General features: G+C 72.7%; 23 protein-coding genes. 17 read left to right on the top strand and 6 right to left on the bottom strand.

All coding sequences use genetic code 11. The features are described 5' to 3' along the window. Nucleotides 1-27: 27 nt before the first annotated feature. The 15 genes from clpS to D7223_RS08555 all read left to right on the top strand — a co-directional run bounded on the left by clpS (nucleotide 28) and on the right by D7223_RS08555 (nucleotide 14,023). Nucleotides 28-318, top strand: a complete 291-nt coding sequence (clpS, locus tag D7223_RS08625) for an ATP-dependent Clp protease adapter ClpS (protein WP_120726815.1) — start codon at nucleotides 28-30, stop codon at nucleotides 316-318. Next, nucleotides 315-815: a DUF2017 domain-containing protein gene (locus D7223_RS08620; RefSeq protein WP_120726813.1), complete on the top strand. Its 501-nt coding sequence runs from the start codon at nucleotides 315-317 to the stop codon at nucleotides 813-815. The genes clpS and D7223_RS08620 overlap by 4 nt, the downstream gene beginning before the upstream one ends. A 54-nt stretch (nucleotides 816-869) precedes the next feature. Beyond that, entirely contained in the window at nucleotides 870-1,358 is a 489-nt protein-coding gene (locus D7223_RS08615) for a M67 family metallopeptidase (RefSeq protein WP_120726810.1), read from the top strand. Nucleotides 1,359-1,426: 68 nt separating this feature from the next. Next, nucleotides 1,427-1,801, top strand: a complete 375-nt coding sequence (locus tag D7223_RS08610; RefSeq protein WP_120727129.1) for a MoaD family protein — start codon at nucleotides 1,427-1,429, stop codon at nucleotides 1,799-1,801. Nucleotides 1,802-1,812: 11 nt separating this feature from the next. Continuing rightward, on the top strand, nucleotides 1,813-2,778 hold the full coding sequence (locus D7223_RS08605) for a PLP-dependent cysteine synthase family protein (protein WP_120726808.1): 966 nt from the start codon (nucleotides 1,813-1,815) through the stop codon (nucleotides 2,776-2,778). 260 nt (nucleotides 2,779-3,038) lie between these two features. Continuing rightward, on the top strand, nucleotides 3,039-3,785 hold the full coding sequence (locus tag D7223_RS08600; RefSeq protein ID WP_120726806.1) for an MBL fold metallo-hydrolase: 747 nt from the start codon (nucleotides 3,039-3,041) through the stop codon (nucleotides 3,783-3,785). 90 nt (nucleotides 3,786-3,875) lie between these two features. Next, nucleotides 3,876-5,021: a glycosyltransferase family 4 protein gene (locus tag D7223_RS08595; RefSeq protein ID WP_120727127.1), complete on the top strand. Its 1,146-nt coding sequence runs from the start codon at nucleotides 3,876-3,878 to the stop codon at nucleotides 5,019-5,021. Then, nucleotides 5,018-6,157, top strand: coding sequence for a glycosyltransferase (locus D7223_RS08590; protein WP_186832266.1), 1,140 nt, complete (start codon nucleotides 5,018-5,020; stop codon nucleotides 6,155-6,157). The genes D7223_RS08595 and D7223_RS08590 overlap by 4 nt, the downstream gene beginning before the upstream one ends. A 53-nt stretch (nucleotides 6,158-6,210) precedes the next feature. Continuing rightward, nucleotides 6,211-6,939, top strand: a complete 729-nt coding sequence (gene rph, locus D7223_RS08585) for a ribonuclease PH (protein WP_120726803.1) — start codon at nucleotides 6,211-6,213, stop codon at nucleotides 6,937-6,939. Further along, nucleotides 6,936-7,553 (top strand): RdgB/HAM1 family non-canonical purine NTP pyrophosphatase, encoded by a 618-nt coding sequence (gene rdgB / locus D7223_RS08580; RefSeq protein ID WP_120726801.1) that lies wholly within the window; start codon nucleotides 6,936-6,938, stop codon nucleotides 7,551-7,553. Before rph ends, rdgB begins: the two co-directional genes overlap by 4 nt. Nucleotides 7,554-7,700: 147 nt before the next feature. Then, nucleotides 7,701-8,966, top strand: coding sequence for an alginate lyase family protein (locus tag D7223_RS08575; RefSeq protein WP_202864605.1), 1,266 nt, complete (start codon nucleotides 7,701-7,703; stop codon nucleotides 8,964-8,966). 164 nt (nucleotides 8,967-9,130) lie between these two features. Then, a complete protein-coding gene (locus D7223_RS08570; protein WP_120726794.1) occupies nucleotides 9,131-10,543 on the top strand; it encodes a hypothetical protein in 1,413 nt (470 codons plus the stop codon). Then, on the top strand, nucleotides 10,540-11,496 hold the full coding sequence (locus D7223_RS08565) for a glycosyltransferase (RefSeq protein ID WP_120726792.1): 957 nt from the start codon (nucleotides 10,540-10,542) through the stop codon (nucleotides 11,494-11,496). The genes D7223_RS08570 and D7223_RS08565 overlap by 4 nt, the downstream gene beginning before the upstream one ends. Nucleotides 11,497-11,579: 83 nt before the next feature. Beyond that, entirely contained in the window at nucleotides 11,580-12,866 is a 1,287-nt protein-coding gene (locus D7223_RS08560; protein ID WP_158610845.1) for an oligosaccharide flippase family protein, read from the top strand. Nucleotides 12,867-12,868: 2 nt separating this feature from the next. Next, entirely contained in the window at nucleotides 12,869-14,023 is a 1,155-nt protein-coding gene (locus D7223_RS08555; protein WP_120726788.1) for a polysaccharide pyruvyl transferase family protein, read from the top strand. Nucleotides 14,024-14,065: 42 nt separating this feature from the next. On the opposite strand, the gene hutH is transcribed toward D7223_RS08555, so the two are convergent. The 6 genes from hutH to D7223_RS08525 are packed head-to-tail and all read right to left on the bottom strand — an operon-like array spanning nucleotide 14,066 to nucleotide 21,883. Beyond that, the gene (gene hutH, locus D7223_RS08550; RefSeq protein ID WP_120726786.1) at nucleotides 14,066-15,604 is read right to left on the bottom strand and encodes a histidine ammonia-lyase; all 1,539 of its coding nucleotides are present in this window, start codon (nucleotides 15,602-15,604) and stop codon (nucleotides 14,066-14,068) included. Next, nucleotides 15,598-16,764, bottom strand: a complete 1,167-nt coding sequence (gene hutI, locus D7223_RS08545; protein WP_120726784.1) for an imidazolonepropionase — start codon at nucleotides 16,762-16,764, stop codon at nucleotides 15,598-15,600. Before hutI ends, hutH begins: the two co-directional genes overlap by 7 nt. Next, nucleotides 16,761-18,113, bottom strand: coding sequence for a formimidoylglutamate deiminase (locus tag D7223_RS08540; RefSeq protein ID WP_120727124.1), 1,353 nt, complete (start codon nucleotides 18,111-18,113; stop codon nucleotides 16,761-16,763). Before D7223_RS08540 ends, hutI begins: the two co-directional genes overlap by 4 nt. Next, a complete protein-coding gene (locus D7223_RS08535; RefSeq protein WP_120726782.1) occupies nucleotides 18,110-19,309 on the bottom strand; it encodes an allantoate amidohydrolase in 1,200 nt (399 codons plus the stop codon). Before D7223_RS08535 ends, D7223_RS08540 begins: the two co-directional genes overlap by 4 nt. Before the next feature lie 55 nt (nucleotides 19,310-19,364). Then, on the bottom strand, nucleotides 19,365-21,020 hold the full coding sequence (gene hutU / locus D7223_RS08530; protein WP_120726780.1) for a urocanate hydratase: 1,656 nt from the start codon (nucleotides 21,018-21,020) through the stop codon (nucleotides 19,365-19,367). A gap of 11 nt (nucleotides 21,021-21,031) precedes the next feature. Beyond that, nucleotides 21,032-21,883 carry a MurR/RpiR family transcriptional regulator gene (locus D7223_RS08525; protein WP_120726778.1) on the bottom strand — a complete coding sequence of 284 codons (852 nt, stop codon included), beginning with the start codon at nucleotides 21,881-21,883 and terminating at the stop codon, nucleotides 21,032-21,034. A 165-nt stretch (nucleotides 21,884-22,048) separates the two neighbouring features. Between D7223_RS08525 and D7223_RS08520 the strand changes: the two genes are divergently transcribed. Together D7223_RS08520 and D7223_RS08515 are read left to right on the top strand one after the other, a co-directional pair. Then, nucleotides 22,049-23,953 carry a trypsin-like peptidase domain-containing protein gene (locus tag D7223_RS08520; RefSeq protein ID WP_158610844.1) on the top strand — a complete coding sequence of 635 codons (1,905 nt, stop codon included), beginning with the start codon at nucleotides 22,049-22,051 and terminating at the stop codon, nucleotides 23,951-23,953. Nucleotides 23,954-24,554: 601 nt separating this feature from the next. Further along, nucleotides 24,555-25,415 (top strand): glycosyltransferase family 2 protein, encoded by an 861-nt coding sequence (locus tag D7223_RS08515; RefSeq protein ID WP_158610843.1) that lies wholly within the window; start codon nucleotides 24,555-24,557, stop codon nucleotides 25,413-25,415. The last annotated feature ends 129 nt before the right edge of the window (nucleotides 25,416-25,544 follow it).

Raw genomic sequence — 25,544 nt, 5'->3', positions numbered from 1 at the left:
GCTGGTTCCGGTGGCACGATGGGGGGCATGGCGGCTCCGCAGGTTGCACCGGTCGAGACGCCGGCCACCGATGAGGTGCCGGCGCCCGACCGGCCATGGGTGACCATCGTGTGGGATGACCCGGTCAACCTCATGACGTATGTGACCTGGGTCTTCCAGAAGCTCTTCGGCTACAGCCGGGAGAGGGCCGAGGAGTTGATGCTCGACGTGCACCACAAGGGCCGCGCGGTGGTCAGCAGCGGTGCCCGGGAGCGGATGGAGCACGACGCCGCGCAGCTGCACGCGTACGGTCTCTGGGCGACGGTGGACCGCTCATGAGCATGTTCCGTCGCCACGGCGACCGTTACGTGGCCGTCTTCGCGGTGGACGAGGTCCGGGTGTTGCGCAAGGTCGCCGCCGAGGTCGTCGGCCTGCTCACCGACGGGTTCGACCACACCGACCCGGTGGTCGGCCGGCTCTTCCCGGACGCCTACCCGGAGGACGGGCCGGGCAGCGCCGAGTTCCGCCGCTACACCGAGGGTGACCTCAAGACCGCCAAGATCGACCAGGCCGGCGCGGTCCTCGCCGCCCTGCCCGACGAGGCCGGCGGGGAGGTGCGTCTGGACGCGGAGGCGGCCGAGGCCTGGCTGCGCGCCCTCAACGACGCCCGGCTGGCGATGGGTGTCCGGCTGGAGATCAAGGACGGCACCGACCTCGGCGCGGAGTTGGACGACGCGGTCGCCGAGGACCCGTCGTCGAGCCGGGTGTTCCAACTGTCGGTCTACGCCTATCTGGGTTACCTCCAGGAATCCCTGCTCAACGCCCTGATCGACTGACGGGTGACCGTCACCACCTCGCCTCACCCGCCGGACACGAGCTAGGCTGGCGACGTGCTGAGCATCGACCGGTCGATCGTCGACGCGATCGTCGCCCACGCTCGTCGGGACCACCCCGACGAGGCGTGCGGGGTGGTCGCCGGTCCCGCCGGCAGCGACACCCCCACCCGGCACATCGCGATGGACAACGCCGCCCGCTCCATGACCTTCTACGAGTTCGACTCGATGGAGCAGCTCCGCGTGTGGCGGGAGATGGACGACCGGGACGAGGAGCCCGTCGTCATCTACCACTCGCACACCGCGACCGAGGCCTACCCGTCCCGCACCGACATCTCCTTCGCCGGCGAGCCGGGCGCGCACTACCTGCTCGTCTCCACCCGCGAGCCGGACAGCGAGGAGATCCGCTCCTTCCGGATCGTCGACGGCGTGGTGACCGAGGAGCCGGTCCGGATCGTGGACGCCGGGGTGGACCCGCACGCCGTGCAGTCGTACATGTTCGGGCAGAGCCCGGCGACGGTCGACTACGAGTGTTCCGGCCGCTGACCTCAGCGCCGCAGCACCCGTCCGCGTCCCGTCACCTTCCGGCACACCCGATCAAGGAGCACCACATCATGGCCATCGAGGTTCGCATCCCCACCATCCTGCGCAGCTACACCGGCGGCGCGAAGGTCGTCGAGGGCACCGGCGACACCCTGGGCGACCTGCTCACCGACCTGGATTCCCGGCACGGCGGGCTCAAGGGCCGCCTGGTCACCGACGCCGGAGCGCTGCACCGCTTCGTGAACGTCTATGTCAACGACGAGGACGTCCGCTTCCTGGGCGCGCTCGACGCCAAGCTCAACGACGGCGACAGCGTGACCATCCTGCCGGCCGTGGCCGGTGGCGCGTTCGGCTTCGCGGCGGCGGCGGCGATCAGCCAGCACCGCGCCGCGACCGCGGCGGTCGCCGGCGGCGTGCGCGGCACGTCGTCGGTCGCCGCCCGCTGAGGGCGGTCACCATGACGCGGTACGACAGCCTGCTCGACGCCTCCGGCGGTACGCCCCTGGTGGGGCTGCCCCGGCTGTCCCCGACGGTGCCCGACGGCGCACCGCCGGTGCGGCTGTGGGCGAAACTGGAGGACCGGAACCCGACCGGCAGCATCAAGGACCGGGCGGCCCTGTTCATGGTCCGGGCGGCCGAGGAGGCCGGCCGCCTCCGGCCGGGTGACACCATCCTCGAACCGACCAGCGGCAACACCGGGATCTCGCTGGCCATGGTGGCCAAGCTGCGCGGCTACCGGCTGGTGTGCGTGATGCCGGAGAACGTCTCGACCGAGCGGGTGCAGCTGCTCCGGATGTACGGCGCGGAGATCATCTTCTCGCCGGCCGCCGGTGGTTCCAACCAGGCGGTCGCCACCGCGAAGCAGATCGCGGCCGAACATCCCGACTGGGTGATGCTCTACCAGTACGGCAACGACGCGAACGCGCGGGCGCACTACGAGACCACCGGTCCGGAACTGCTGCACGACCTGCCGACGATCACCCACTTCGTGGCCGGGCTGGGCACCACCGGCACGCTCATGGGCACCGGTCGCTACCTGCGGGAGAAGGTCGACGGGATCCAGGTCGTGGCGGCCGAGCCCCGCTACGGCGAGCTGGTCTACGGGCTGCGCAACATCGACGAGGGCTACGTCCCGGAGCTCTACGACGCCACCGTGCTGTCCCGGCGCTTCTCCGTCGGCACCCGCGACGCGGTACTGCGTACCCGGCAGCTGGTGGAGGTGGAGGGCATCTTCGCCGGCTTCTCCACCGGGGCGATCCTGCACGCCGCCCTGGCGGTGGCGCACGAGGCGGTCCGCGAGGGCCGCCGGGCGGACGTGGCGTTCGTGGTCTGTGACGGCGGCTGGAAATATCTGTCCACCGGCGCCTACGGCGGCACCCTCGCCGACGCCGAGGACGCCCTGGAGGGCCAGCTCTGGGCCTGACCGGTCGAACGGACGGGGCCGCCGGCACCAGCCGGCGGCCCCGTCCGTGTCCGAGCCGTTCGGCGGGGCGGTAACGGGGCGTGCAGCCCATGGTCACCGGATCCGAAGCGGGTGTCACCTTCGTGACAACTTCCCATGGATGATTCATGCCCCGGCGCGTGCCAGCGTAGGCTGCGCAGCGTGGCGTACGCGTCGGTAGTGATCATCGACAGGGCGACGGCCGGCGCGGACACTACCCAGCGTGACCACGGGACGACCACATGCGGTTGACCGTCCTGGGCTGTGCCGGAAGCTTCCCCGGTCCGGAATCCCCGTGTTCGGCGTACCTGGTCGAGGCCGACGACTTCCGCCTCCTGGTGGACTTCGGTCCCGGTTCCCTGTCGACCCTCCAGCGGTACGCGGGGCTGCACGCCCCCGACGCCATCCTGCTGACCCACCTGCACTGCGACCACATCCTCGACGCGACGTCGTACGTGGTGGTCCGCCGGTACGCCCCGGAGGGCCCCTACCCGCCGCTGCCCGTCTACGCGCCGGCCGGCGCGCCGGACCGCCTCACCGCCGCGTACTGGCAGGAGGACAGGACGGTCGAGGACGTCTACCAGTTCTACGCCCTGCAGCCCGGCACCTTCCCGATCGGCCCGTTCACCGTCACGGTGGACCGGGTCAACCACCCGATCGAGACGTACGGGGTGCGGCTGGAGCACGGCGGTCGGGTGCTCTGCTACTCGTCGGACACCGCGCCCTGCGACGCGCTGCTGCGGCTGGCCCAGGACGCCGACGTCTTCCTCTGCGAGGCGAGCTATCTCGACGGCGTGGACAACCCGCCGGACCTGCACCTGACCGGCCGGGAGGCGGGCGAGGCGGCGACCAAGGCCGGGGTCGGCCGGCTGCTGCTGACCCACCTGGTGGCCGCCTGGGGTAGTGAGGCGCACACGGTCGCCTCGGCCACCGCGGCATACCCGGGCCCGCTGGAAGTGGTCCGGCCCGGCGCCAGCTACGACATCTGACCCGTCCTCGCGCCCGACCTTGCCGCGCTGTTCGCCGGCCGGTCAACGTCCCGTCGTCTCGTGCACCCGTGGCACCTCCACGGTGTGGACATGCGGATCGCCATCGTGACCGAGTCGTTCCCGCCGGACGTCAACGGCGTCGCGCACTCGGTGGTCAGGGCGGCGGAACACCTCGTGGCCCGCGGGCACGAGCCGGTCGTCATCGCGCCGGCTCCGCCCGGTTCCCGCCGGCAGGACGCCGACCGGCACCCGTACCCGGTGATCCGGATTCCCAGCGTTCCCCTGCCGCGCTACCACGGCTTCCGGCTCGGCGTGCCGACGCCGGGGCAACTGACCGGGGCCCTGCTGTCGCACGCGCCCGACGTCGTTCACCTGGCCAGCCCGTTCGTGCTCGGCGCCCGGGCGGCGACGCTCGCGGTGCGGCACGGCCTGCCGACGGTCGCCGTCTACCAGACCGACGTCGCGGCGTACGCCCGCGCCTACCGGGTCGGCTGGGGCGAGGCGGCGGCCTGGCGGCGACTGCGTGAGATCCACAACTCGGCGCAGCGGACCCTGGCCCCCTCCACCCGGGCCGCCGCCGACCTGATCGCCAACGGGGTGCGGCGGATCTGGTTGTGGCGTCGGGGCGTGGACGCCGAGCGGTTCCGACCGACCCGGCGCTGCGCCGACCTGCGGCGTACCCTCGCCCCCGGCGGTGAGCTGCTGGTCGGCTACGTCGGACGGCTCGCCCCGGAGAAGCGGGTCGACCTGCTCGGCCCGATCTCCCGGCTGCCCGGCGTCCGGGTGGTGGTGGCCGGCGACGGTCCGGACCGGCGGCAGCTGGAACGGGCGCTGCCCGACGTCCGTTTCCTCGGCGTACGGCACGGCGACGACCTGGCCCGGCTCTATGCCAGCCTCGACGTCTTCGTGCACACCGGACCGCACGAGACCTTCGGTCAGACCATCCAGGAGGCGCTCGCCTCCGGCGTACCCGTGGTCGCGCCGGCCAGTGGCGGCCCGGTGGACCTGGTCGAGTCCGGGGTGACCGGACTGCTCGTGCCCCCGGACGACGGTGCCGCGCTGGCCGCCGCGGTGGCCGGGCTGAACGCCGACGGGCCGCGTCGGACCGCGTACGGTGTCGCCGCCCGCGCGGCGGTGAGCCGGCGCAGTTGGACGGGGGTGGGCGACGAGCTGATCGGGCACTACCACGCGGTCCGCGCCGGTACCGCGGCGGTGGACCTGCCGGCCGCGTCGTGACCGGGCCCGCCCGCATCGTCCGGGTCGCGAACTTCGTCAACGGGCGCTCCGGTGGCCTGCGTACCGCGTTGCGCCACCTCGGCACCGGCTACCAGGAGGCCGGCCACGACCCGGTCCTGGTGGTGCCCGGCCGGCGGGACCGCGACGAGCGGCACCCCAGCGGTCGGGTGATCACGCTGGCCGGGCCGGAACTGCCCGGCAGCGGCGGCTACCGGCTGCTCGCCGACCGGCGCCGGGTGGCCCGGGTGCTGGCCGAGCTGACGCCGGACCGGTTGGAGGTCTCCGACCGGTCCACGCTGCGGTGGACCGGCGACTGGGCGCGGGCGCACGGGGTGCCGTCGATGATGGTGTCCCACGAGTCGCTCACCGGGCTGCTCGGCCAGTGGCGGGTACCGGACCCGCTGCGGCGCCGGGCGGCCGACCGGCTCAACCGGCGTACCGTCCGGTCGTACGACCGCGTCGTCTGCACCACCGGGTGGGCGGCGGAGGAGTTCGGTCGGCTCGGTGCGCCGGTCGATCTGGTGCCGCTCGGGGTGGACCTCGACACGTTCCACCCGGGCCGGGCGGACCCGGTCCTGCGCGAGCGGTACGCCGACGGCACCGAGGTGCTGCTGGTGCACTGCGCGCGGATGTCGGTGGAGAAGCGACCCGAGCTGGCCGTGGACACCCTCGCCGCGCTGCGCGGAGCGGGTGTGCCGGCGGTGCTGGTGATGGCCGGCGACGGTCCGCTGCGGGCGCGGCTGGCCCGGCGGGCGGCCGGCCTTCCGGTGACGTTCGCCGGTTTCCTGCCCGACCGGGCCGCGGTGGCCGCGCTGCTGGCCACCGCCGACGTGGTGCTCGCTCCCGGACCGGTGGAGACCTTCGGCCTGGCCGGGCTGGAGGCGTTGGCCGGCGGCACGCCGGTGGTGGTGAACGCCGCCAGCGCGCTGCCCGAGGTGGTCGGCGCGGCGGGCGTGGCCGCGTACGGCACGGCCGCCTCGATGGCCGAGGCGGTGCTCCGGCTGCTCGGCCGCCCGGAGACGGACCGCCGGCGCGCCGCGCGTGCCCGCGCCGAGGGGTTCGGCTGGCCGGCCTCGGTCGCCGGCTTCCTGCGCGCCCACCGACTCGACCCGATCGCGCCACCGCCGTCGGGCTGAGCGGTCGGGACACCCCGGCACCGTCCGATCCGGGCACCGCATAGGGTGCAGGGATGGCGCGACCTGACGGGCGGCGGCCCGACCAACTCCGACCGGTGACCCTGACCCGGGGCTGGAGCTCCCACCCGGAGGGCTCGGTGCTCGTCGAGTTCGGCCGCACCCGCGTGCTCTGCACAGCCAGCGTCACCGAGGGCGTGCCCCGCTGGCGCAAGGGCTCCGGGCTGGGCTGGGTGACCGCCGAGTACGCGATGCTGCCCCGCGCCACCAACACCCGCTCCGACCGGGAGAGCGTCAAGGGCCGCGTCGGTGGTCGTACGCACGAGATCTCCCGCCTGATCGGCCGGAGCCTGCGCGCTTCGATCGACCTGAAGGCGCTCGGCGAGAACTCGATCGTGCTGGACTGCGACGTGCTCCAGGCCGACGGCGGCACGCGTACCGCCGCGATCACCGGCGCGTACGTGGCGCTGCACGACGCGGTGACCTGGCTGGCCGCCCGCAAGTCGCTCGCCGGCAAGCCGGAGAACGTGATGCACCGGTCGGTGGCCGCGATCAGCGTGGGCGTCATCCAGGGCGAGCCCCGGCTCGACCTGGACTATGCCGAGGACGTGGCCGCCGAGGTGGACATGAACGTGGTCTGCACCGGGACCGGGGACTTCGTCGAGGTGCAGGGCACCGGCGAGGCCGGGGTGTTCGCCCGCGAACAGCTCGACGCCCTGCTCGACCTGGCCGTCGCCGGCTGCGTGGACCTGGCCGAAGCCCAGCGGAAGGCGCTACTCCCATGAACAAGGTCCTGCTCGCCACCCGTAACCGCAAGAAGCTCATCGAGTTGCAGCGGATCCTCGACGGCGCGCTCGGCGCGCACCGGGTCGCGCTGATCGGGTTGGACGACGTCGAGGAATACCCGGAGCTGCCCGAGAGCGGGCTGACCTTCGGCGAGAACGCGCTGATCAAGGCCCGCGAGGGTTGCCGGCGTACCGGCCTGCCGACCATCGCCGACGACTCCGGGTTGGCCGTCGACGCGCTCAACGGCATGCCGGGTGTGTTCAGCGCCCGCTGGGCCGGTCGGCACGGCGACGACCGGACCAACCTCCAACTGGTGCTGGACCAGATCGCCGACCTGCCGGACGAGCACCGTGGGGCGTCCTTCGTGTGCACGGTCGCACTGGTGCTGCCGGGCGGCAAGGAGCACCTGGTCGACGGCCGGCAGGCCGGTCGGCTGCTGCGCACCCCGCGCGGCGAGGGTGGCTTCGGCTACGACCCGATCTTCCTCGGCGACGCCCAGGACCGCACCAACGCGGAGCTGACCCCGGAGGAGAAGGACGCGATCAGCCACCGTGGCAAGGCACTCCGCGAGATGGCCAAGCTGGTGGCGAAGGTCCTTCCGCCGGCCCCCTGACGGCGTCGCCCGACCTTGGGCGGGCGTTCGCCCGGTCATCGGCCGGACCGTCCGGGCGCGATCATGCGAAGATCAGCGCGGCGACCGTGTAGGGAGCGCCGGTTCCCACCCACCTCGCTGCGTGGTATCCCCGAGAGGACGACGATGGTGCGGGTCCGGATACGCGGCGGCCTCGCGGTGCTGGTGGCCGCGGTGGTGCTGATCGTCAGTGCCGCGTGCCGTGCCACCACGTCGAGTGCCGTGCCGGCCGGGGAGACCGCCGGTGTCTGGGCACCGGAGATCCCCACCGGGCTGCCCCCGGTCGGCACACTGCGGGATGCCCGGAGCGGCTTCGTGCATCCGGGCGTCCTGGTCAGCGGCACCCAGCTCGACTTCGTCATCGGGAAGGTCCAGGCGGGGGAGGAGCCGTGGCTCTCGGCCTGGCTCGCCCTACGGCGTAGTCGGTACGCGGACCTGGGCTGGCATCCCGAGCCGATCGCCGTCGTCGAGTGCGGCTACTACTCGCAGCCGGACAGGGGATGCACCCGTGAGGCGGAGGACGCGGTGGCCGCGTACACCCACGCCCTGCTGTGGGTCTTCACCCGGGACACCCGGTACGCCGAAAAGGCGGTGCAGATCCTGGATGCGTGGGCGCAGGTGCTGCGGCGCCACGCCAACTCGAACGCCCAGCTCCAGGCGGGCTGGTCGGGTGCGACCTTCGTGCGGGCGGCCGAGCTGATCAAACACACCTATCCACAGTGGTCACCGGCGCGGTCGGCGCGGGCCGAGCGCATGTTTCGGAACGTCTTCCTACCGCAGGTGACCAGTTCGCTCAAGGGCTACAAGGCGGGCAACTGGGGCCTGATCATGCTGGACGCGGTGGTGGGCATATCCGTCTTCCTCGACGACCGGGCCTCGTTCTTCCAGGCTCTGGACGTGTGGCGACTGCGCATGCGGGCGTACGTCTACGTCGCCGCCGACGGACCGACGCCGCACGTACCGCCGGACGGCGCGTTCACCAAGCAGCGGCTCGTCGAGTACTGGGGTGGTCAGACCCGTCTCGTCGACGGGATGGCCCAGGAGACCTGCCGCGATCTCCTGCACACGGGTTGGGGACTCGCGGCGGCGGCGCACGTCGCCGAGACGGCCTGGATCCAGGGGGTCGATCTCTACGCTGAGGCGCGCAAGCGGCTGATCCCGGCGCTGGAGTTTCATGCCGACTTCGAAATGGGTGCCCCGGTGCCGCCCTGGCTCTGCGGCGGTCAGCTCCAGACCGGTCTCGATCCGCTGCCGGAGATCGCCTACAACCACTACCGGGTGCGGATGGGGTTCGACCTGCCGGTGACCCGGGAGTTGGTCGAGTCGAGGCGCCCGGCCGGGCCGGCCTTCTTCTACGCCTGGGAGACGCTGACCCACGCCGCCAACCCGCGCTGAGCCGGCCCGCCAACTCGGTCCATCCGCCCGTCGGCGTGAGCCTCAGCTCCCGATCGGCTCGCGTATAGTGCCCCCGACAGAATCAGGCGGGGGAGGAATCGGGACGTGGAAAGCTACCTCGGACACCTGCGGTCGTCCGAGCCGCGACCGCGGGTCTCATAGCGATGAGCCGTTCGGCCCCGTCGTTGAGCGTCGAGTCGGATCCGGCCCGCAGCCCCGAACGGCGACGCCGCCTGGAGTCCCCGGCCTGGGCCCTGGTCGTCGCCGCGCTTGCGGTCGTCGGCCTGAAGTCGCTCTTCGACATTCCGGGCGCCAAGACCGCCCAGGACACGTTCGACCTCGGCTTCGTGGCCAGCACGATCGGTGCCGGGCTCATGGTCGGCGCCTTCCTCCTCGTCCTGCTGATGTCCCGGCGGTTGCCCGGGCGGCTGACCGTCGCGTTGGCGGCACTGCTGTTGCTGGGCGTGCTGTCGGCGGCCAGCCTGCTGCTGGTTCCCACCCGGGCGGGCTTCCTCGACCAGTTCGAGGTCACCGGTCTGCGGGACATCTTCGGTCCGTACGTCGACCCGACACGGGGGATCCTCACCCAGGCCGCGCAGCTCGCCGTCGGGTTCGCGCCGATCACGCTCCTGGCGGTGATGGTCGTCAGGCCGCACTGGTTCACCCTGGAGCGGATCCGTTGGGTCCTGCTGCTCGTGCTGTTCGGTGCCGTGACGCACTCCGGGATCGCGTGGCTACAGGTCGCCGGTGTCGTCGACTACACGTTCTTCTTCAAGCTGCCCGGTGGGAACATCGGCCGCGCCTCGGGCGGGTACTTCCACCCGGCCTCGCTCGGCAGATTGTTGATCTTCGCGGTCTTCATCCTCTACGTCGCCGGAGACCGGCTGCGGATCAGGCCGGCGGCCCGCTTCGCGCTACTGGTCATCCTGGTCGCCACGGCGGTCGTCTCGACGCATCGCCTGACCATTTTCTGCGTGGGAATCATCGTCGCGACCATGGAACTGCGGCGTCTTCCCGGGCTGCTCCGATGGGCCCGCGGCCTCTCCCCACGGGTGACGGTGCCGGCCGGCCTACTGCTGCTCGTCGGCGGGATCGTCCTGCTGATCCGGTGGGGTCCCTTCCTGTGGGAACGGGTCCGCTTCCTGGTAACCCAGATCGGCTCCCTGGACCCGCAGTCGAAGAACTTCATCCGCGGTCGGGGTGAGATCTGGTTCGAGCTCGCGCAGGCCTGGCGCGACGCCCCGCTGGACGTCTGGCTGTTGGGGTTGGGGTTCGAACCGTGGAACTCGCACAGCGACCCGATCCGGGTGTTCGTGGTGTGGGGTCTGCTCGGCCTGGTGAGTATGGCAGCCATCTTCACCGTGCTGTGGCGAACCGCGAGCGAGCGGATGACGTTCCGGGGACAGTGGGCCCTCGCGGTCCTCTACCTCACCGCAGCGGTGTTCGCGGTGACCCAGAAACCCACGTCGTACTCGTACTTCATGTGGTTGTTCCTGTTTTCGCACGTCATGGTCGTCGCGGCGTATCCCCGCGACGAGCCGGTGCCCGACGCCGTCAGAAATGGTAATCCTCGATGACTGCACCCCTTTTCATCTCGTGGAAGCGGTATCAGCGGCGCTCAGACGTCCTCGCCGAAGCGCTCGGCGCGGAGATGGTCTGGCGGCCGCACCGGGCGACCGGGAAGCTGCTCCGTCCCGGCGACTATCTCGCCCACGCCAGGCACGACCTGGCCCGGATCCGGAGCGACCGACCGCCGTACGTCGTGGCTCAGACCCAGCCCCACTTCACCGCGCTCGCGCCACACATGGCCCGGGTGCCGTACGTGGTGGACGCGCACAACGGGCAGTTCCAGTCCTGGTGGCGGCGGGTTCCCGGCACCGAGCAGGTGCTCCGCGGCGCGCGGCTGGTGTTGACGCACAACCGGGCCGCGGACCAGATGGCCCGAGTCGCCTTTCCGGGGCTCCGGACGCTGGTGGTCCACGACCCGCTGCGGCGCATCCCGCCGGCCGCCCCCCGCGGCTGGGTGTTCATCGTGGCGACGGCCGCGCCCGACGAACCGATGGACGTGCTCGTCGAGGCGATCGAGGCGCTGCCGGACGTCGATTTCGCCACCACCGCACCGCTGCACAAGCTCCCCGAGCCGCTGCGCGAACGGGCAGCACGCCTGCCCAACCTCCGGACCCTCGGCTTCCTCGACCTGCCCGACTACGAGGCGGCGCTGGCCGGGGCGCGGGCGGTGGTCGTGCTCACCGACCGGGACGGCTGCCAGCCGAGTGGCGCCTGTGAGGCGCTCAGCGCGGGCCGGCCGTTGGTCCTGTCCCGCACCCGCACCACGGAGGAGTTGTTCGGCAGCTTCGCCACGCTCGTGCCGAACGCGTCCGCACCGCTGGCCGCCGGCATCCGTGCGGCCCTGACGGACGAACCCGAACGGGGCGCGCGGATCTCGGCGGCGCAGCACGCGTGGGTGGCGCGGACGGCGGCCGAACTCGCCGAGCTGAGATCGGCTCTACCCGCTCGGGCGGAACGGTGACAGCTGCCGGAACCACGGTACGGGGACCGCGCCCTGCCCGGGTGCGGAGGGGTTCCGGTGGGTTCAGTCGCAGGCTTCGCCAGTTGGGCCTGCTCGCGATCAGCCAGGTCGGCCTGACCGGTCTGGCCTTCCTGGCCCAGGTGCTGCTGGCCCGAAGCCTGCCCCAGCAGGACTTCGGGGCCTTCATGGCGGTGCTGGCGCTGGTCACCCTGGCCGGTCCCCTCGCGATCTTCGGGGTGGCCGAGTTCTGGCTGCAGCGGTTCGGTCGGGAGGGTCCCCGGGCGGTGCGCTGGGTGGGTCCCTCCGTCGTGCTGGTGCTCGGCTGCTCCGCCGTGCAGGTGCTGGTGCTGTCGGCCTGGGGTCTGCTGGACCGTTCGGATCCGGTACTGGCCGATCTCCGGATCGCCCTCGCCCCGGTGATCCTCGCCCAGGCCGGCATGGCGTTGTCGGTGTCGGTACTGCAACTGCAGGGCCGGTACGGCCGGCTCTCCGCCCTGCAACTCACGCCGCACGCCGGCCGGCTCATGACCGCGGTCGCCGCCACGCTGATCGGCCTGTCCGCGCTGGCGGTCGGTGTCGGGTACGCGCTCGTCGCCGTGCTGACCGTGGGACTGAGCGTCCTGGTGCTGGTCCCCTTCTGGCGACGGCCGACCAGGCTGGAAGGCCACAGCTCGACGGTCGTCCGGCCCGGACGCCCGCCGCGCATGCGGCACCTGGTCGGCGGTGCCACGCCGTTCATGCTGGGCAGCCTCTTCTACCTGCTCGGCATGAACCTCGGTGTGGTGGTCACCGGCGAGTTCCTCAGCGCCCAGGCGGCTGCGGTCGTCGCGGTGCCGATGTCGCTGCTGACCGCGATCTACATCCTGCCCCGGGTCGTCTACCAGCAGTACTTCCTCGCGAAACTGCACCGGTGGTCCCGCTCGGATCGGGACGCCATCCTGATCGCGTACCGTGCCGGAACCGTCGGGATGGTGGCCGTCGGAGTGGTGACCGCGGTGGTGGTGGCCGTCGGCGGGCGGTACGCCATCCCCCTGGTGTTCGGCCCGGCGTACGAGGAGTCCGGCGTCCTGATGGGCCTGCTCGCGCTCGCGATTCCGTTCCGCTTCGGCTCGGCCAGTGTCGCGTCGCTGCTCACCAGCGGCGGGCTGGTCCGCCGCAAGGTCTGGTACCAGGGGCTGGGCTCGGCCGGCTACCTGGTCACGCTGGCCCTGACGATTCCCACGCTCGGCGTGTACGGGGTGGCGCTGACCACCGTCGTCACCGAAGCGATGCTGCTCGTGCTCTTCTGGTCGTCCGCCAGGCGCAACGTGGTCGGGGATGCCCGGCTGCCGCGCTGGTCGGAGATCAGCCGACGGTTGACAAAGGAGTGACAGTGACTTCGGAGTACCGGCGCAACTCGGCCCGGCGGCCGCTCGTCGTGGGCTACTACGGCATGCGCAACGCCGGTGACAACGCGTTCTGCGTCATCGTGGACTGGGCCATGCGGCGCTACTGGGGCACCGAGGAGCCGGTCTTCGCCGCGCCGCCGCTGGTGGACCTGCCGGCTGCCCGGACCACGATGAACCAGTCCCTGTTCGAATCGGCGGATCCGCTGAGTCGGGCCGGCAAGTTGCTCACCAAGGCCACCATGCTGGGCGGAACCTCGATGCTGGTGTTCGGTGGTGGGTCGGTCTTCCGGGACATGGGCCCGTTCAGCGAGAAGAAGATCTTCGCCACCTGGTCCCGGGTGTCCGGCCGGCCGATCGCGGCGGTCGGCGTGTCGGTGGGGCCGTTCGTCTCGGCGGCGGCGGCCAAGCGACTGGGCGAGGTGTTCCAACACGTCGACTACGTCGGGGTCCGGGACAACGCCTCGGTGCAACGGCTGCGCGAGATCGACTACCGGGGCGTCGTCGTGCCGGCCGGCGATCTCGCCGGTCTGCTGCCGGAGGCGCTCGGCGAGGTGGCGGCGGCGCCGGTGCCGCGGTCGCGGCACCGGATCCGGCTGGGCGTCACCCTGCTCGGTTCCGACACCGACCTTCCGGCACCCGAGCAGCGTCGACGCGAGCAGGTGCTGATCTCCGGCATCCGGTCCTTCGTCGAGACCGAGCAGGTCGACGTGACCGTCTTCGTCTTCAACACCCACCCCGTCCGCGGCGATGTCGAAGCGAGCGAGCGTCTCCGGTCGAGCCTGCGGGGTCTGTGCGACGTGCGCGTGGTAACCGCCGACGACGGGGTCCGGGCGATCTTCTCGGAGATGCGCGCCTGCGACGCCGGTCTGCACATGCGAATGCACGGCGCGATCTTCTCGTACGTGGCGGGTGTGCCGTTCGCGCTGGTGCCCTACCACCGCAAGTGCGCCGATTTCCTGGACGAGATCGGGCAGCCGGCCGGCCGGCTGCTTCCGGTGCAGCCGGACGATCCGGTCGAGGTGCACAAGGTGTTGGCCCAGGTCGCCGGCGACGGCGCGCGTCCCCGACTCGAGCTGGCGGAGTTCGCGCACCGCGCCCGGCTCAACTTCGTCACCGCCCCCTGGGCCCGTCCCGTGTGAGCGGATCGCCGCCCGGCTCGGGGGGAGCCGGGCGGCGGCGGGTCAGCCGAGGGGCCCGAGCTCGCTCTCGATCGCGGCGCGCAGGTCCGGGGCCGCGACCACGGCGCGGGCGGCCTCCATCAGCGGGGCGAGGAAGACGTCCGGACCCGGCTGCCCGGCCGCGTCGCCGAGCGCGGCGACGGCCGCCCGGCCGGCCGGGGACGGCTCCAACGGGGCCCGCAGCTGGAGTCCGCGTACGGCGGCCAGCAGTTCCACCGCGAGCAGGCTGGTCAGGTTGTCCAGCACGGTCCGCAGCTTCTTGGTCGCCGCCCACCCCATCGAGACGTGGTCCTCCTGCATGCCGCTGGTGGGCAGCGAGTCCACCGAGGCGGGCGCGGCCAGCCGGCGGTTCTCCGCGACGATGCCGGCCGCCGTGTACTGGGCGATCATCAGGCCGGAGTTGACCCCGGCGTCCGGGGACAGGAACGCCGGCAGGTCTCGGGACCGGGTGACGTCCAGCAGCCGGTCCACCCTGCGCTCGGCGATGGCACCGACCTCGGCGGCGGCGATGGCCAGGAAGTCGGCACCGAACCCCAGCGGGGCGCCGTGGAAGTTTCCGGTCGACTCGACCCGCCCGTCCGGCAGCACCACCGGGTTGTCCACCACCGAGACCAGTTCCCGGTCGGCCACCGTGCGGACGAAGTCCAGGGTGTCCCGGGCCGCGCCGGCGACCTGCGGGGCGCAGCGCATCGAGTACGCGTCCTGCACCGCGTGGGCCAGGTCGTCGCGGTGCGAGTCCATCACCCGGGAGTCCTGGAGCAGCCGGTGGATGTTCGCGGCCGACGCCGACTGCCCCGGGTGCGGCCGGATGGCGTGCAGCTCGGGCAGGAACGGGCGTTCCGAGCCGAGCATCGCCTCGATGGCCAGCGCGGCGGTCACGTCGGCCATGGTGAACAGGTGGGCGGCGTCGTGGATCGCCAGCAGCAGCATGCCGAGCATGCCGTCGGTGCCGTTGATCAGCGCGAGCCCCTCCTTGGCGGCCAGCCCGATCGGCTTCAGGCCGGCCCGGTGCAGCGCGTCGGCGGCGTCGATCCGCTCACCGGCGGGGCCGAGCACCCAGCCCTCGCCCAGCAGCACCAGCGCGCAGTGCGCCAGCGGGGCCAGGTCACCGGACGCGCCGAGTGACCCGTGCTCCGGCACCCACGGGGTGACGTCGTGGTTGAGCAGGTCCACCAGGGCCTCGGCGACCAGCGGGCGTACCCCGGAGCGGCCCAGCGCCAGCGAGCGGACCCGCAGCAGCATCATCGCCCGGACCACCTCGCGCGGCATCGGCGCACCGACCCCGGCGGCGTGCGAGCGGATCAGCGCGTGCTGGAGTTCGGCCCGCCGCTGCGGCGCGACGAAGGTGTTGGCCAGCGCGCCGAAGCCGGTGGACACGCCGTAGACGGGACGGCCGGCGGCCTCGATCCGGTCCACGATGGACCGACTGGTGGCCATCGCCTCGACGGTGGCCGGTTCGAGGGCGACCGTGGCGGCGCCGCGGGCCACGGCGAGCACGTCGGCGGGGGTGATCCCGGTGGGTGTGACGGACACAGTCAGCATTGCGGCACTCCGTTGTGCAGGACCTGGCGGATCAGCGGAACACCCGGCCGGTAGGCGAGGTGCAGGTGGGACGGGGCGTCGAGGATCATCAGGTCGGCCCGGGCCCCGGGCCGCAGCGCGCCGACGTCGTCGCGGCGCAGCGCCCGCGCGCCGCCGGCCGTCGCGGCCCACACGGCCTCCGCCGGGGTCATCCGCATCTCGCGTACGGCGAGGGCGAGGCAGAACGACATCGACGACGTGTACGACGAACCTGGGTTGCAGTCGGTGGCCAGCGCCACGGTGACCCCGGCGTCGAGCAGCCGGCGGGCGTCCGGGTAGGGCGAGCGGGTGGAGAACTCCGCGCCGGGCAGCAGGGTGGCGACCGTCGCCGAGCCGGCGAGCGCGTCGACGTCGGCGTCGGCCAGGTGGGTGCAGTGGTCGACGCTGGCCGCGCCGAGTTCCACCCCCAGCCGCACGCCGGGGCCGGGGCCGAGCTGGTTGGCGTGCAGCCGGACGCCGAGCCCGGCGGCCTGCCCGCAGGCGAGGATCGCGCGGGCGTGGTCGGCGTCGAAGGCGCCCCGCTCGCAGAACACGTCGATCCAGCGCGCGTGCGGCGCGGCGGCGGCCAGCATCGGCCCGCACACCAGGCTCACGTAGTCGTCGGGGCGGTCGGCGTACTCGGTGGGGACGACGTGCGCGCCGAGGAAGGTGGTGTCGGCGCTGAACTCGGCGGCGATCCGCAGCGAGCGGGCCTCGTCGGCGACGGTGAGGCCGTACCCACTCTTGATCTCCATGGTCGTGGTGCCCTGGCGCAGCGCTTCGGTGCGGAGCCGGCCCACGGTGGCCCGCAGTGCGCCGTCGGAGGCGGCGCGGGTGGCGCCGACGGTGGTCCGGATGCCGCCGCCGGTGTACGGCTCGCCGGCCATCCGGGCGGCGAACTCGGCGGCCCGGTCCCCGGCGAACACCAGGTGGGCGTGGCTGTCCACGAAACCGGGCAGCACCGCCGCGCCACCGGCGTCGATGCGCCGGTCCGCGGCCGGCGCGTAGCGGGACGGGCCGACCCAGGCGACGCGGCCCTCCTCGATCAGCACGGCCGCCTGGCGGCGGATCCCGAGCGGGTCGCCGGAGTCGGCGGAGTTGGTGACCAGCTCACCGATGTCGTCCACCAGCAGGCTGCTCACGTCGTCACCGCCGCGACCGCGTCGCGCAGCTCGGTCGGCACGTCCACGTCCACGTGCCGGCCGTCGCGGACCACCACCCGGCCGTCCACCACCACATGGTCGACGTCGGCGGCGGTCGCGGCGAAGAACACCCCGACCGGCGGTATGCCGGCGGTCCGGGCGGAGTCCAGCCGTACCGTCACCAGGTCGGCGCGGTCGCCCACCGCCAGCCGGCCGGCGTCGCCCCAGCCGAGCGCGGCGTGACCGGCGACGGTGGCGGCGGTCAGCAGCTCGACCGCGCTGAAGTGGCCCCGTCGGCGGGTGCGCAGCCGCTCGTCCAGTTCCACCGCGCGGGCCTCCTCGAAGAGGTCGACCACCGCGTGGCTGTCGCTGCCCAGGCTGAGCCGGATCCCGGCGTCGGCCATCCGGCGGGCGGGGCCGATCCCGTCGGCCAGGTCCCGTTCGGTGGTGGGGCAGAGACAGACACCGGTCCGGTGGTCGCCGAGCAGGGTCAGGTCGCCGCTGGTCGGGTGGGTGGCGTGGACGGCGGTGGTGTGCGGCCCGAGCACGCCGTGCTCGGCGAGCAACGCGGTCGGGGTGCACCCGTGCACCGCCCGGCAGGCGTCGTTCTCGGCGGGCTGCTCGGACAGGTGCACGTGCAGGGGCACCCCTCGCCGGTCCGCCCAGCCGGCCACCGTGGCGAGTTGCCCGGCCGGCACCGCGCGCACCGAGTGGATCGCCGCGCCGACGCGGGCGTGCGTGCCGTCCGGGGTGAACGCGTCGACGCGTTCCGCCCAGCGCAGCGCGTTCCCGTCGCCGAACCGCCGTTGCGGTCCGTCCAGCGGCTGACCATCCACGGTGGACGTCAGGTAGGCGGTGTCCAGCAGGGTCAGCCGGACACCGGCGTGCGCGGCTGCCTCGACCAGCGCGGCGCCCATCGCGTTCGCCTCGCCGTACGGCGTCCCGTCCGGCCCGTGGTGCAGGTAGTGGAACTCCCCGACGCAGGTGATCCCGGCCAGCGCCATCTCGGCGTACACCGCCCGGGCCAGCGCCAGGTAGCTGTCCGGGTCCAGCCGGGCGGCGACGGAGTACATCTGGTCCCGCCACGTCCAGAAGTCGCCGCGCCCGCCGTGGGTACGCCCGCGCAACGCCCGGTGGAACGCGTGCGAGTGGGCGTTGGCCAGTCCGGGCAGGGTCAGCCCGGGCAGCCGCACCGCGTCGCCGAGCACGTCCACGCCGGCCGGTGGACGACTGCCCACGGTCAACGGGGTGACCCCGGTGATCCGGCCGCCGTCGGTCTCGATCAGCACGTCCGGGGTGGGCTCGGCGTGCTCCGGCAGCCAGGCGTACTCGGTCAGCCAGCGGGTCATCGGCATGCCAGCTCCTCCAGCACCCGGGCCAGGGCGGTCACCCCGGCCGCGCAGTCGGCGTCGGTGGCGGACTCGGCGGGGGAGTGCGACACCCCGGTCGGGTTGCGCACGAACAGCATCGCGGTCGGCAGGTGCGCGGCCAGCACCCCGGCGTCGTGGCCGGCGCCGGTGGGCAGCACCGGCGCGTCCAGCAGCCTCGCCAGCCGGTCGGCCAGCCCGCCGTCGAACGCCACCAGCGGGGTCGCCGACTCCTGCGTCACGGTCAGCTCGGTCCCGTCCCGCCGGGCCCGCTCGGTCGCCTTGGCGGCCACCGCGTCGACCAGACCGCGCAGCGTCTCCTCCTCGGCCGCCCGGGCGTCCAGCCACCCGGTCACCCGGGACGGGACCGCGTTGGTGGCGTTCGGCTGCACCGACACCCGGCCCACCGTGGCGTGCGCGTCGCGCAGCCGGGCCTCCTTGTTCGCCGCGAGCACGGTGAACGCGTACGTCAACATGGGATCGCGGCGGTCGCCCATCCGGGTCGTACCGGCGTGGTTGCCCTCGCCGCGCACCTCGAACCGCCAGCGCCCGTGCGGCCAGATGGCGCTGGCGACCGCGACCGGCGCGTCGGTGCCGGCGAGCGCGCGACCCTGCTCGACGTGCAGTTCCACGAAGGCCGCGACGCGGGAGAGCAGATCCGTGCGGGCGCCCGCCGGCCGGTCGCCCAGCGCCTCGGCGAAGCTCACCCCGGCCGCGTCGCGCAACCCGGCCGCGCGGTCCACCGCGATCTCCCCGGTGAGCAGCCGAGACCCCAGACAGGGTACGCCGAACCGCGCCCCCTCCTCCTCCACGAACGCGGCCACGATGATCGGCCGGAGCGGCTTCCTGTCCCGGGCGCGCAACTCGTCGACGGCGAGCAGGGCGCTGACGATGCCGAGCGGCCCGTCGTACGCCCCGCCGTGCGGCACCGAGTCGAAGTGGCTGCCGGTCAGCACCGCGTCACCGGCGTCCGGGTCGCCCCAGGTGGCGAACAGGTTGCCGTTGCCGTCCTCGGTGACCGGCATGCCCCGTGCGTCGGCGTGCTCCCGGAACCAGGCGCGCAGCCGCAGTTCCGGCTCGGCCAGTGCGTACCGCAGGTAACCGCCACTGTCGGCGTCGCGCCCGACCGGCGCGATCTCGTCCCACAGCACCCGGAACCGGTGAAGAAGGTCGCTCATGCGGTGCCTCCGTTGTTCGCGACTGCGGGGCTCCGCTTCGCTGCACTCCTCGCGCTCACGGGGACACGTCGGTCATCGGGACGCGGACGCCGGTGCGTGCGGCGACCTCGCGGGCGTCGTCGTAGCCGGCGTCGACGTGCCGGATCACCCCCATCGCCGGGTCGTTGGTCAGCACCCGTTCGATCTTCTGCCCGGCCAGCGCGGTGCCGTCGGCGACACACACCTGCCCGGCGTGGATGGACCGGCCGATGCCCACCCCGCCACCGTGGTGGATGGACACCCAGGAGGCCCCACTGGCCGTGTTGACCAGGGCGTTGAGCAGCGGCCAGTCGGCGATCGCGTCGGAGCCGTCGGCCATCGCCTCGGTCTCCCGGTAGGGACTCGCCACGCTGCCGCAGTCCAGGTGGTCCCGGCCGATCACCACCGGCGCGCTCAGCTCGCCGGAGGCGACCATGTCGTTGAACCGCACCCCGGCTACGTCCCGCTCGCCGTAGCCGAGCCAGCAGATCCGCGCCGGCAGGCCCTGGAACGCCACCCGTTCCCCGGCCATCCGGACCCACCGGGCCAGGGACTCGTTCTCCGGGAACAGCTCCAGGATCGCCCGGTCGGTGGCGGCGATGTCGGCCGGGTCGCCGGAGAGCGCCGCCCAGCGGAACGGCCCCTTGCCCTCGCAGAACAACGGCCGGATGTACGCCGGCACGAAGCCGGGGAAGTCGAACGCGCGGTCGTACCCGCCGAGCCGCGCCTCGCCCCGGATCGAGTTGCCGTAGTCGAACACCTCGGCGCCGGCGTCCAGGAAGCCGACCATCGCCTCGACGTGTTTCGCCATCGACGCCCGCGCCCGGTCGGTGAACTCGGCCGGCTTCGCGGTCGCGTAGTCCCGGGCGTCGGCGATGTCCACCCCCTCCGGCACGTACGACAGCGGGTCGTGGGCGCTGGTCTGGTCGGTGACGATGTCGATCGGCACGCCCCGGCGCAGCAGTTCGGGGAAGACGGCGGCGGCGTTGCCGACCACGCCGACGCTGAGCGCCCGGCGGTCCCGCTTCGCGTCGAGCACCCGCCGCACCGCGTCGTCCAACGAGTCGGCGACCTCGTCCAGGTAGCGGTCGTGCACCCGCCGGTCCAGCCGGGTCCGGTCGACGTCCACGACCAGGCAGACGCCGTCGTTCATGGTGACGGCGAGGGGCTGCGCCCCGCCCATCCCACCGCAGCCGGCGGTCAGCGTCAGCGTCCCGGCGAGCGTGCCACCGAACTTCCGGGCGGCCACCGCCGAGAACGTCTCGTAGGTGCCCTGGAGGATGCCCTGGGTGCCGATGTAGATCCACGACCCGGCGGTCATCTGCCCGTACATGGTCAGCCCGAGCGACTCCAGACGGCGGAACTCCGGCCAGGTCGCCCAGTCGCCGACCAGGTTCGAGTTGGCCAGCAGCACCCGGGGTGCCCACTCGTGGGTCCGCATCACCCCGACCGGCCGGCCGGACTGCACCAGCATCGTCTCGTCGTCGCGCAGGTCGGTCAGCGTCCGCACCAGCGCGTGGTACGACGGCCAGTCCCGCGCCGCCTTCCCGGTCCCGCCGTAGACCACCAGGTCGTCGGGGCGCTCGGCGACCTCCGGGTCGAGGTTGTTCATCAGCATCCGCAGGGCGGCCTCCTGCGGCCAGCCACGGGCGGTGCGTTCGGTGCCGCGCGCGGCGCGGACGGGGTGGGTCATCTGTCTCCTCCTCAACCGAGGAACAACTGTCGACGGGCCGCCGAGGCTTCGAACGCCTCCAGCCGGCGTTGGGTGTCGGCCGGGGCGGCGTCGCAGATCGCCTGGAGCAGCACCATGGCCAGCGTCATCGGGGCGGTGTGCAGGTCGAACACGAGCCGTGCGCCGACCGCGGCGGGCAGCACCACGTCGGCACGCTCGGCGGCCGGGCTGACCGGGGAGTCGGTGATCGCGACGACGGTGAGCCCGGCGTCGCGCGCCTCGGCCAGCGCGTCCAGGGTCTCCCGGGGATAGCGGGGCAGGACGAACGCGAGCAGCGCGGTGGCACCGGCCTCGGCGGCCTGCTCCAGCCGGTCGGCGAGCAGGCTGCCACCGTCGTCGAGGACCCGCACGTCCGGCAGGACCTTGGCGGCGAAGTACGCGAAGTACGCCGCCAGCGGCGCGGCGGCCCGCAGGCCCAGCACCGGCAGCGGCCGGCTGGTGGCGAGCAGCCGGCCGGTGTCGGCGATCCGGGCCCGGTCGGCGAGCTGGCCGGCGAGCCGGTCCAGGTTGCCCATCTCGGCGCGGACCGCCTGCTGGAGTTCGTTGCCGGCGTCGACCGGCCCGCCGGCCGGGCCGGCGGTCAGCTCGCGCAGCCGGCGACGCAGGGCCGGGTAGCCGTCGTGGCCGAGCGCCACCGCGAACCGGGTCACCGACGGCTGGCTGACCCCGGCCAGTTCGGCCACCTCTGCCGCCGACAGGTAGCCCACGGCTGGCGCGTGCTGCACCAGGCAGTGCGCGATGCGGCGCTGGGTGGGGGTGAGCCGGACGCCCTGAAAGAGGTCGAGCACCTGATCGGTGCGGGCCACGACACCTCCTTCATTCATGCCGCGACTCTATGCATGAAAACTTTCACGGGCAAGCGCCTCCACAGTGGCGATCCGGTGCGGCCCGTCCGCTCCCGGCCCCGGAGTCAGGGGCCGATCCCGTGCCGACCGAACGTGAGCGCGACCTATGTAGGATCCGCACGGCGGTCGAGTCGAGGAGTGGGGATGCAGCCTGAGGGCCCGTACCGGTTCACCCACCTGCTGGGCACCTGTCCGGTGGGCAAGGCATGGGCGGCCATCGACCCGCAGGGGCGGTTCCTGACGGTGGCGGTGCTGGAGGCCCCGGCGGCCGGCGACGTCCGGTGGCGAGACGCCTTCCAGGCGGCGGCGAACGCCCTCGCCGACGCTCCCGACGGGCAGCCCTACGTGTACGCGGACTTCGCGGCCGACTCGCCCTGGGTGGCGTACTCCGCCGAGCGCGGGCCCGGCGCGGAGCGGTTCCTGCGCTCGCTCGGCGTGGATTACCAGCGGGTGCCGACGGACCTGAAATCCTCGACACCGGTGTCCGGCGCCGCGGCCCCCGTCTCCGGGTCGCCGGCACCGGTGTCCGGGTCGCCGGCACCGGTGTCTGGGTCGCCGGCACCGGTGTCGGGTCTGCCGCACGTGCCGTGGGGGATGGCGGCCGGTTCAGCTCCAGAGCAGCGGACCTCGCCCGCATCGGACGGGCCCGCGTTCGACTCGCGGTCGAACGATGGGCAGACCGCCGGGCCGTCGTCGACGACACCGTACGACTCGTTTAGCTCGCCGGCCCGCCGGATCAAGCCCTCGGCGCGACCGAAGCGGCACCGGCGTCAGTGGATCGCTGTCGCGTTGGTGCTGCTCCTGGTTGTCACCGGCGGTGCCGTCGGCTTGGCGTACTGGTCGCGCGACGATGCCGGGAGCGGCGCCGCTGGCCCGCCGACCGCCTTCCCGGCCGGCGAACCGGTGGACCCGGGGATGCGGCCGTGGGAGGCGTTCCCGCCGTACAGCGTCCAGGCGCGTTCCCTCGCGGTGGCCGCGCCGTCGCTGGTCTTTCTCGAGGTGGTGGTGACCGGTTACCTCCGGGACGGCACGACCGGTACGCCGCTGCGTAGCGGCGCGGTCACCTTCAAGCGCCGGTGCAGCGGCTTCCTGGTGTCTCCGGACGGTCATGTGGTGACCAGCGGCGGTTGCGTCAGCCCGACGGAGGAGAGTGCCCGACAGGTGGCCCTCGAGTCGGTCGCCCAGTCCCTGGTTCGGGAGAAGAAGCTGCCCGCGAACCAGGCGGAGAGTTACGTCCGCAGCAACCTGCCCAAGACCCGCTTCACCGGGGCCGACCCGGCGACGGAGCCGACGACCCAGGTGACCGGTCAACTGCATGACGCTCGAACTGATGCCGGCGAGGGCCAGCTGATCCCGGGCCAGGTCGTCCGGTCGCAGCCGGTCGGGGCGGGTAATGCGGCATTGGTGAAACTCGCTCGGGACAACCTGCCGTCGGTCGAGCTCGACGGCTCGGCCGCGCTCCAGCCGGCCAGCCCGGTCCTCATCGTCGGTTACGACACCGGGGACACCGACACGCGTACCGCGACCTATGCCGCGCGCGCTCGGCTGGTGACCGTCGCCGACACCGCCAGCCGCGGCACGTCACCCATCCACCGGCTGAACAGCGACATCGGCCGGGCGTCGTACGGCGGCCTGGTGCTCGATCCGAGCGGACGGGCGGTCGGAATGCTGGACTACGACGAGTCCCGGCCGGATCGGGCCATCCGAGTGGTGCTGCCGGCGTCGGTGTTGCTCGGCCTGCTGAGTGAGGCCGGAGTCGGCAACCGGCTCGGCGACACCGACCGGCTCTACCGCGACGGACTGGACGCTTACTTCGCCGGCGACGAGGCAGCCGCAATCGAGCAACTCGACCGGGTCGCCGCGGCGGCACCGGCCAACCTGCTCGCCCGGGCCTATCAGCAGAACGCGCTGGAGCGTCAGCAACTGGAGGGGACCTCCCCGAGCGCTTCCACCGGGTTGAGCCCGCTTCTGCTCGGACTGGTGGGCGCGCTGGTCGTCGCGCTCATCCTCGTGGTCGTGGCCCTCCGGCGCCGGCGAATCGGGGGCTGAGCCGGGGCGCCGACGACGGCCGTGGTGGGTATCCCGGCGGGGTGGTGGCGTGCGTGGCGGAAGACCGGCTGGCTCCGGTCGTGATCGCTCTCCCCTACCCGTAGGGCACCGAGGAAACAGCCCGACAGCCAACTGTTGAAAATGGCAATCCGCTGTTCGTACACATCCAACTGGCCGTCGGTGAGCGCCTGATGGATGGTGGTGCTCGGGATCTCCGGTGTCCTATACTCCTGTCTGGCCTGCTTGGACGTCGATTTATGGCAATTCTCGTGTGTGGATCAGCACGCTTCGTGGCTGACTTTGTATGAGCTGTGGGATCAACGGGGGTAGGGATAATGACCAGCTTGGGCGCCTGCCCGGAGACGTCCGGAGCGGGGCGGCATTCCGTCCGGCGACGTGCGAGGCCCCGGGGGCAAGTAAGTCCGGAATCGCCCTTTCGTATGCTGGCAATTAGTCCGACCAGCCACGATTGCGGGCTGAATGGCGTTTTGGCTCGATGAACGGTCAGCCATTGTGGACGCCCTATTCGGTTCCGGGTGAGCAGCCCCGAAGCGCATATCGGGAGTCGACGTTCAACGTCGATGGACCGACGGTCCCGGCCATGCCGACGGTCCCCGCCACGCCGACGAGCCGGACCGACGCACCGACGATGCCGTCGGTGCCGGCCGTGGCACGGGTCAATCCGGCGATCTCGGTGTGCATAGCGGTCCGAGACCGCCCCGAACTGCTGGTGAAGTCGATCCGCAGCGTGGTGGCGGGCGCCTTCCACAACTTCGAGGTCGTCGTCGTGGACGACGGTTCGCACACGCCGGCCCGCGAGGCGCTGGCCGAGTCGGGCCTGCTCGCCGACGCCCGGATCCGGGTGGTCCGCCAGGAGCCGGCCGGAATCAGCGTGGCACGCAACACGGCGTTGCGGACCGCGCGCGGCAAGTACATCACCGTCCTCGACTCCGACGACGAGTTGGCCCGCGACGGACTGGAACGGATCAACGAGTTCCTCGTCCGCACCGGTGCCAGCTGGGTCTACACCGACTACGAGGAGTCGACCGGGGACACCAGCCGCGTCATCTCGCTGCCGGCGTACCCGGATCCCCGGCGGATGCTCTGGTCGGTGCTGATGCGACCGCGACTCCCGTTCAAGCACTCCGGCATGTCGATCGACCGGGACCTGCTGCTGGAACTCGGCGGGTACGACGAGCAGATGCCCATCAAGGTGGACGTGGAGTTGGTCCTGCGGGCCCTGAGCAGGGGCGTCCACCTGCAACGGCTTCCGCACCCGGTCGTGCGTTTCCACCGGCACGAAGGCAACATCAGCCGGCGGCGGCTGGCCGGTCTGTCCGCGTGGGCGAAGATGATCCGCACCTACACCCCGCCGCGCCGGCCCGGTCTGGCCCTCGGGCTGTTGACGGTCCGGGCCGCGAGCGAGATCGGCAAGTGGCTCGTCACGGCCGCCGGCCGCTGACCGTTCGTCCGGCTCCGCCGGACCGTCGGTGACCACCGGCGGCACCTGCGGCATCTACCGGACGGCCGAACTTTCGTACTCGACCCGGCCGCGACTGGGCAGGGCGCCACGTTGATGCTTATCGTGCTC

Source organism: Micromonospora endolithica (assembly GCF_003626595.1).
In the GTDB taxonomy this organism is placed as follows: Bacteria; Actinomycetota; Actinomycetes; order Mycobacteriales; family Micromonosporaceae; genus Micromonospora; species Micromonospora endolithica.
This window is presented reverse-complemented; position numbering and strand designations above follow the sequence as displayed.

Excerpts from the sequence above, each read along its gene's own strand:
- clpS (WP_120726815.1), top strand. The coding sequence starts at position 28 with ATGGCGGCTCCGCAGGTTGCACCGGTCGAGACGCCGGCCACCGATGAG.
- D7223_RS08620 (WP_120726813.1), top strand. The coding sequence starts at position 315 with ATGAGCATGTTCCGTCGCCACGGCGACCGTTACGTGGCCGTCTTCGCG.
- D7223_RS08610 (WP_120727129.1), top strand. The coding sequence starts at position 1,427 with ATGGCCATCGAGGTTCGCATCCCCACCATCCTGCGCAGCTACACCGGC.
- D7223_RS08605 (WP_120726808.1), top strand. The coding sequence starts at position 1,813 with ATGACGCGGTACGACAGCCTGCTCGACGCCTCCGGCGGTACGCCCCTG.
- D7223_RS08600 (WP_120726806.1), top strand. The coding sequence starts at position 3,039 with ATGCGGTTGACCGTCCTGGGCTGTGCCGGAAGCTTCCCCGGTCCGGAA.
- D7223_RS08595 (WP_120727127.1), top strand. The coding sequence starts at position 3,876 with ATGCGGATCGCCATCGTGACCGAGTCGTTCCCGCCGGACGTCAACGGC.
- rph (WP_120726803.1), top strand. The coding sequence starts at position 6,211 with ATGGCGCGACCTGACGGGCGGCGGCCCGACCAACTCCGACCGGTGACC.
- rdgB (WP_120726801.1), top strand. The coding sequence starts at position 6,936 with ATGAACAAGGTCCTGCTCGCCACCCGTAACCGCAAGAAGCTCATCGAG.
- D7223_RS08570 (WP_120726794.1), top strand. The coding sequence starts at position 9,131 with ATGAGCCGTTCGGCCCCGTCGTTGAGCGTCGAGTCGGATCCGGCCCGC.
- D7223_RS08565 (WP_120726792.1), top strand. The coding sequence starts at position 10,540 with ATGACTGCACCCCTTTTCATCTCGTGGAAGCGGTATCAGCGGCGCTCA.
- hutH (WP_120726786.1), bottom strand. The coding sequence starts at position 15,604 with ATGCTGACTGTGTCCGTCACACCCACCGGGATCACCCCCGCCGACGTG.
- D7223_RS08540 (WP_120727124.1), bottom strand. The coding sequence starts at position 18,113 with ATGACCCGCTGGCTGACCGAGTACGCCTGGCTGCCGGAGCACGCCGAG.
- D7223_RS08535 (WP_120726782.1), bottom strand. The coding sequence starts at position 19,309 with ATGAGCGACCTTCTTCACCGGTTCCGGGTGCTGTGGGACGAGATCGCG.
- hutU (WP_120726780.1), bottom strand. The coding sequence starts at position 21,020 with ATGACCCACCCCGTCCGCGCCGCGCGCGGCACCGAACGCACCGCCCGT.
- D7223_RS08525 (WP_120726778.1), bottom strand. The coding sequence starts at position 21,883 with ATGAATGAAGGAGGTGTCGTGGCCCGCACCGATCAGGTGCTCGACCTC.
- D7223_RS08520 (WP_158610844.1), top strand. The coding sequence starts at position 22,049 with ATGCAGCCTGAGGGCCCGTACCGGTTCACCCACCTGCTGGGCACCTGT.
- D7223_RS08515 (WP_158610843.1), top strand. The coding sequence starts at position 24,555 with ATGCCGACGGTCCCCGCCACGCCGACGAGCCGGACCGACGCACCGACG.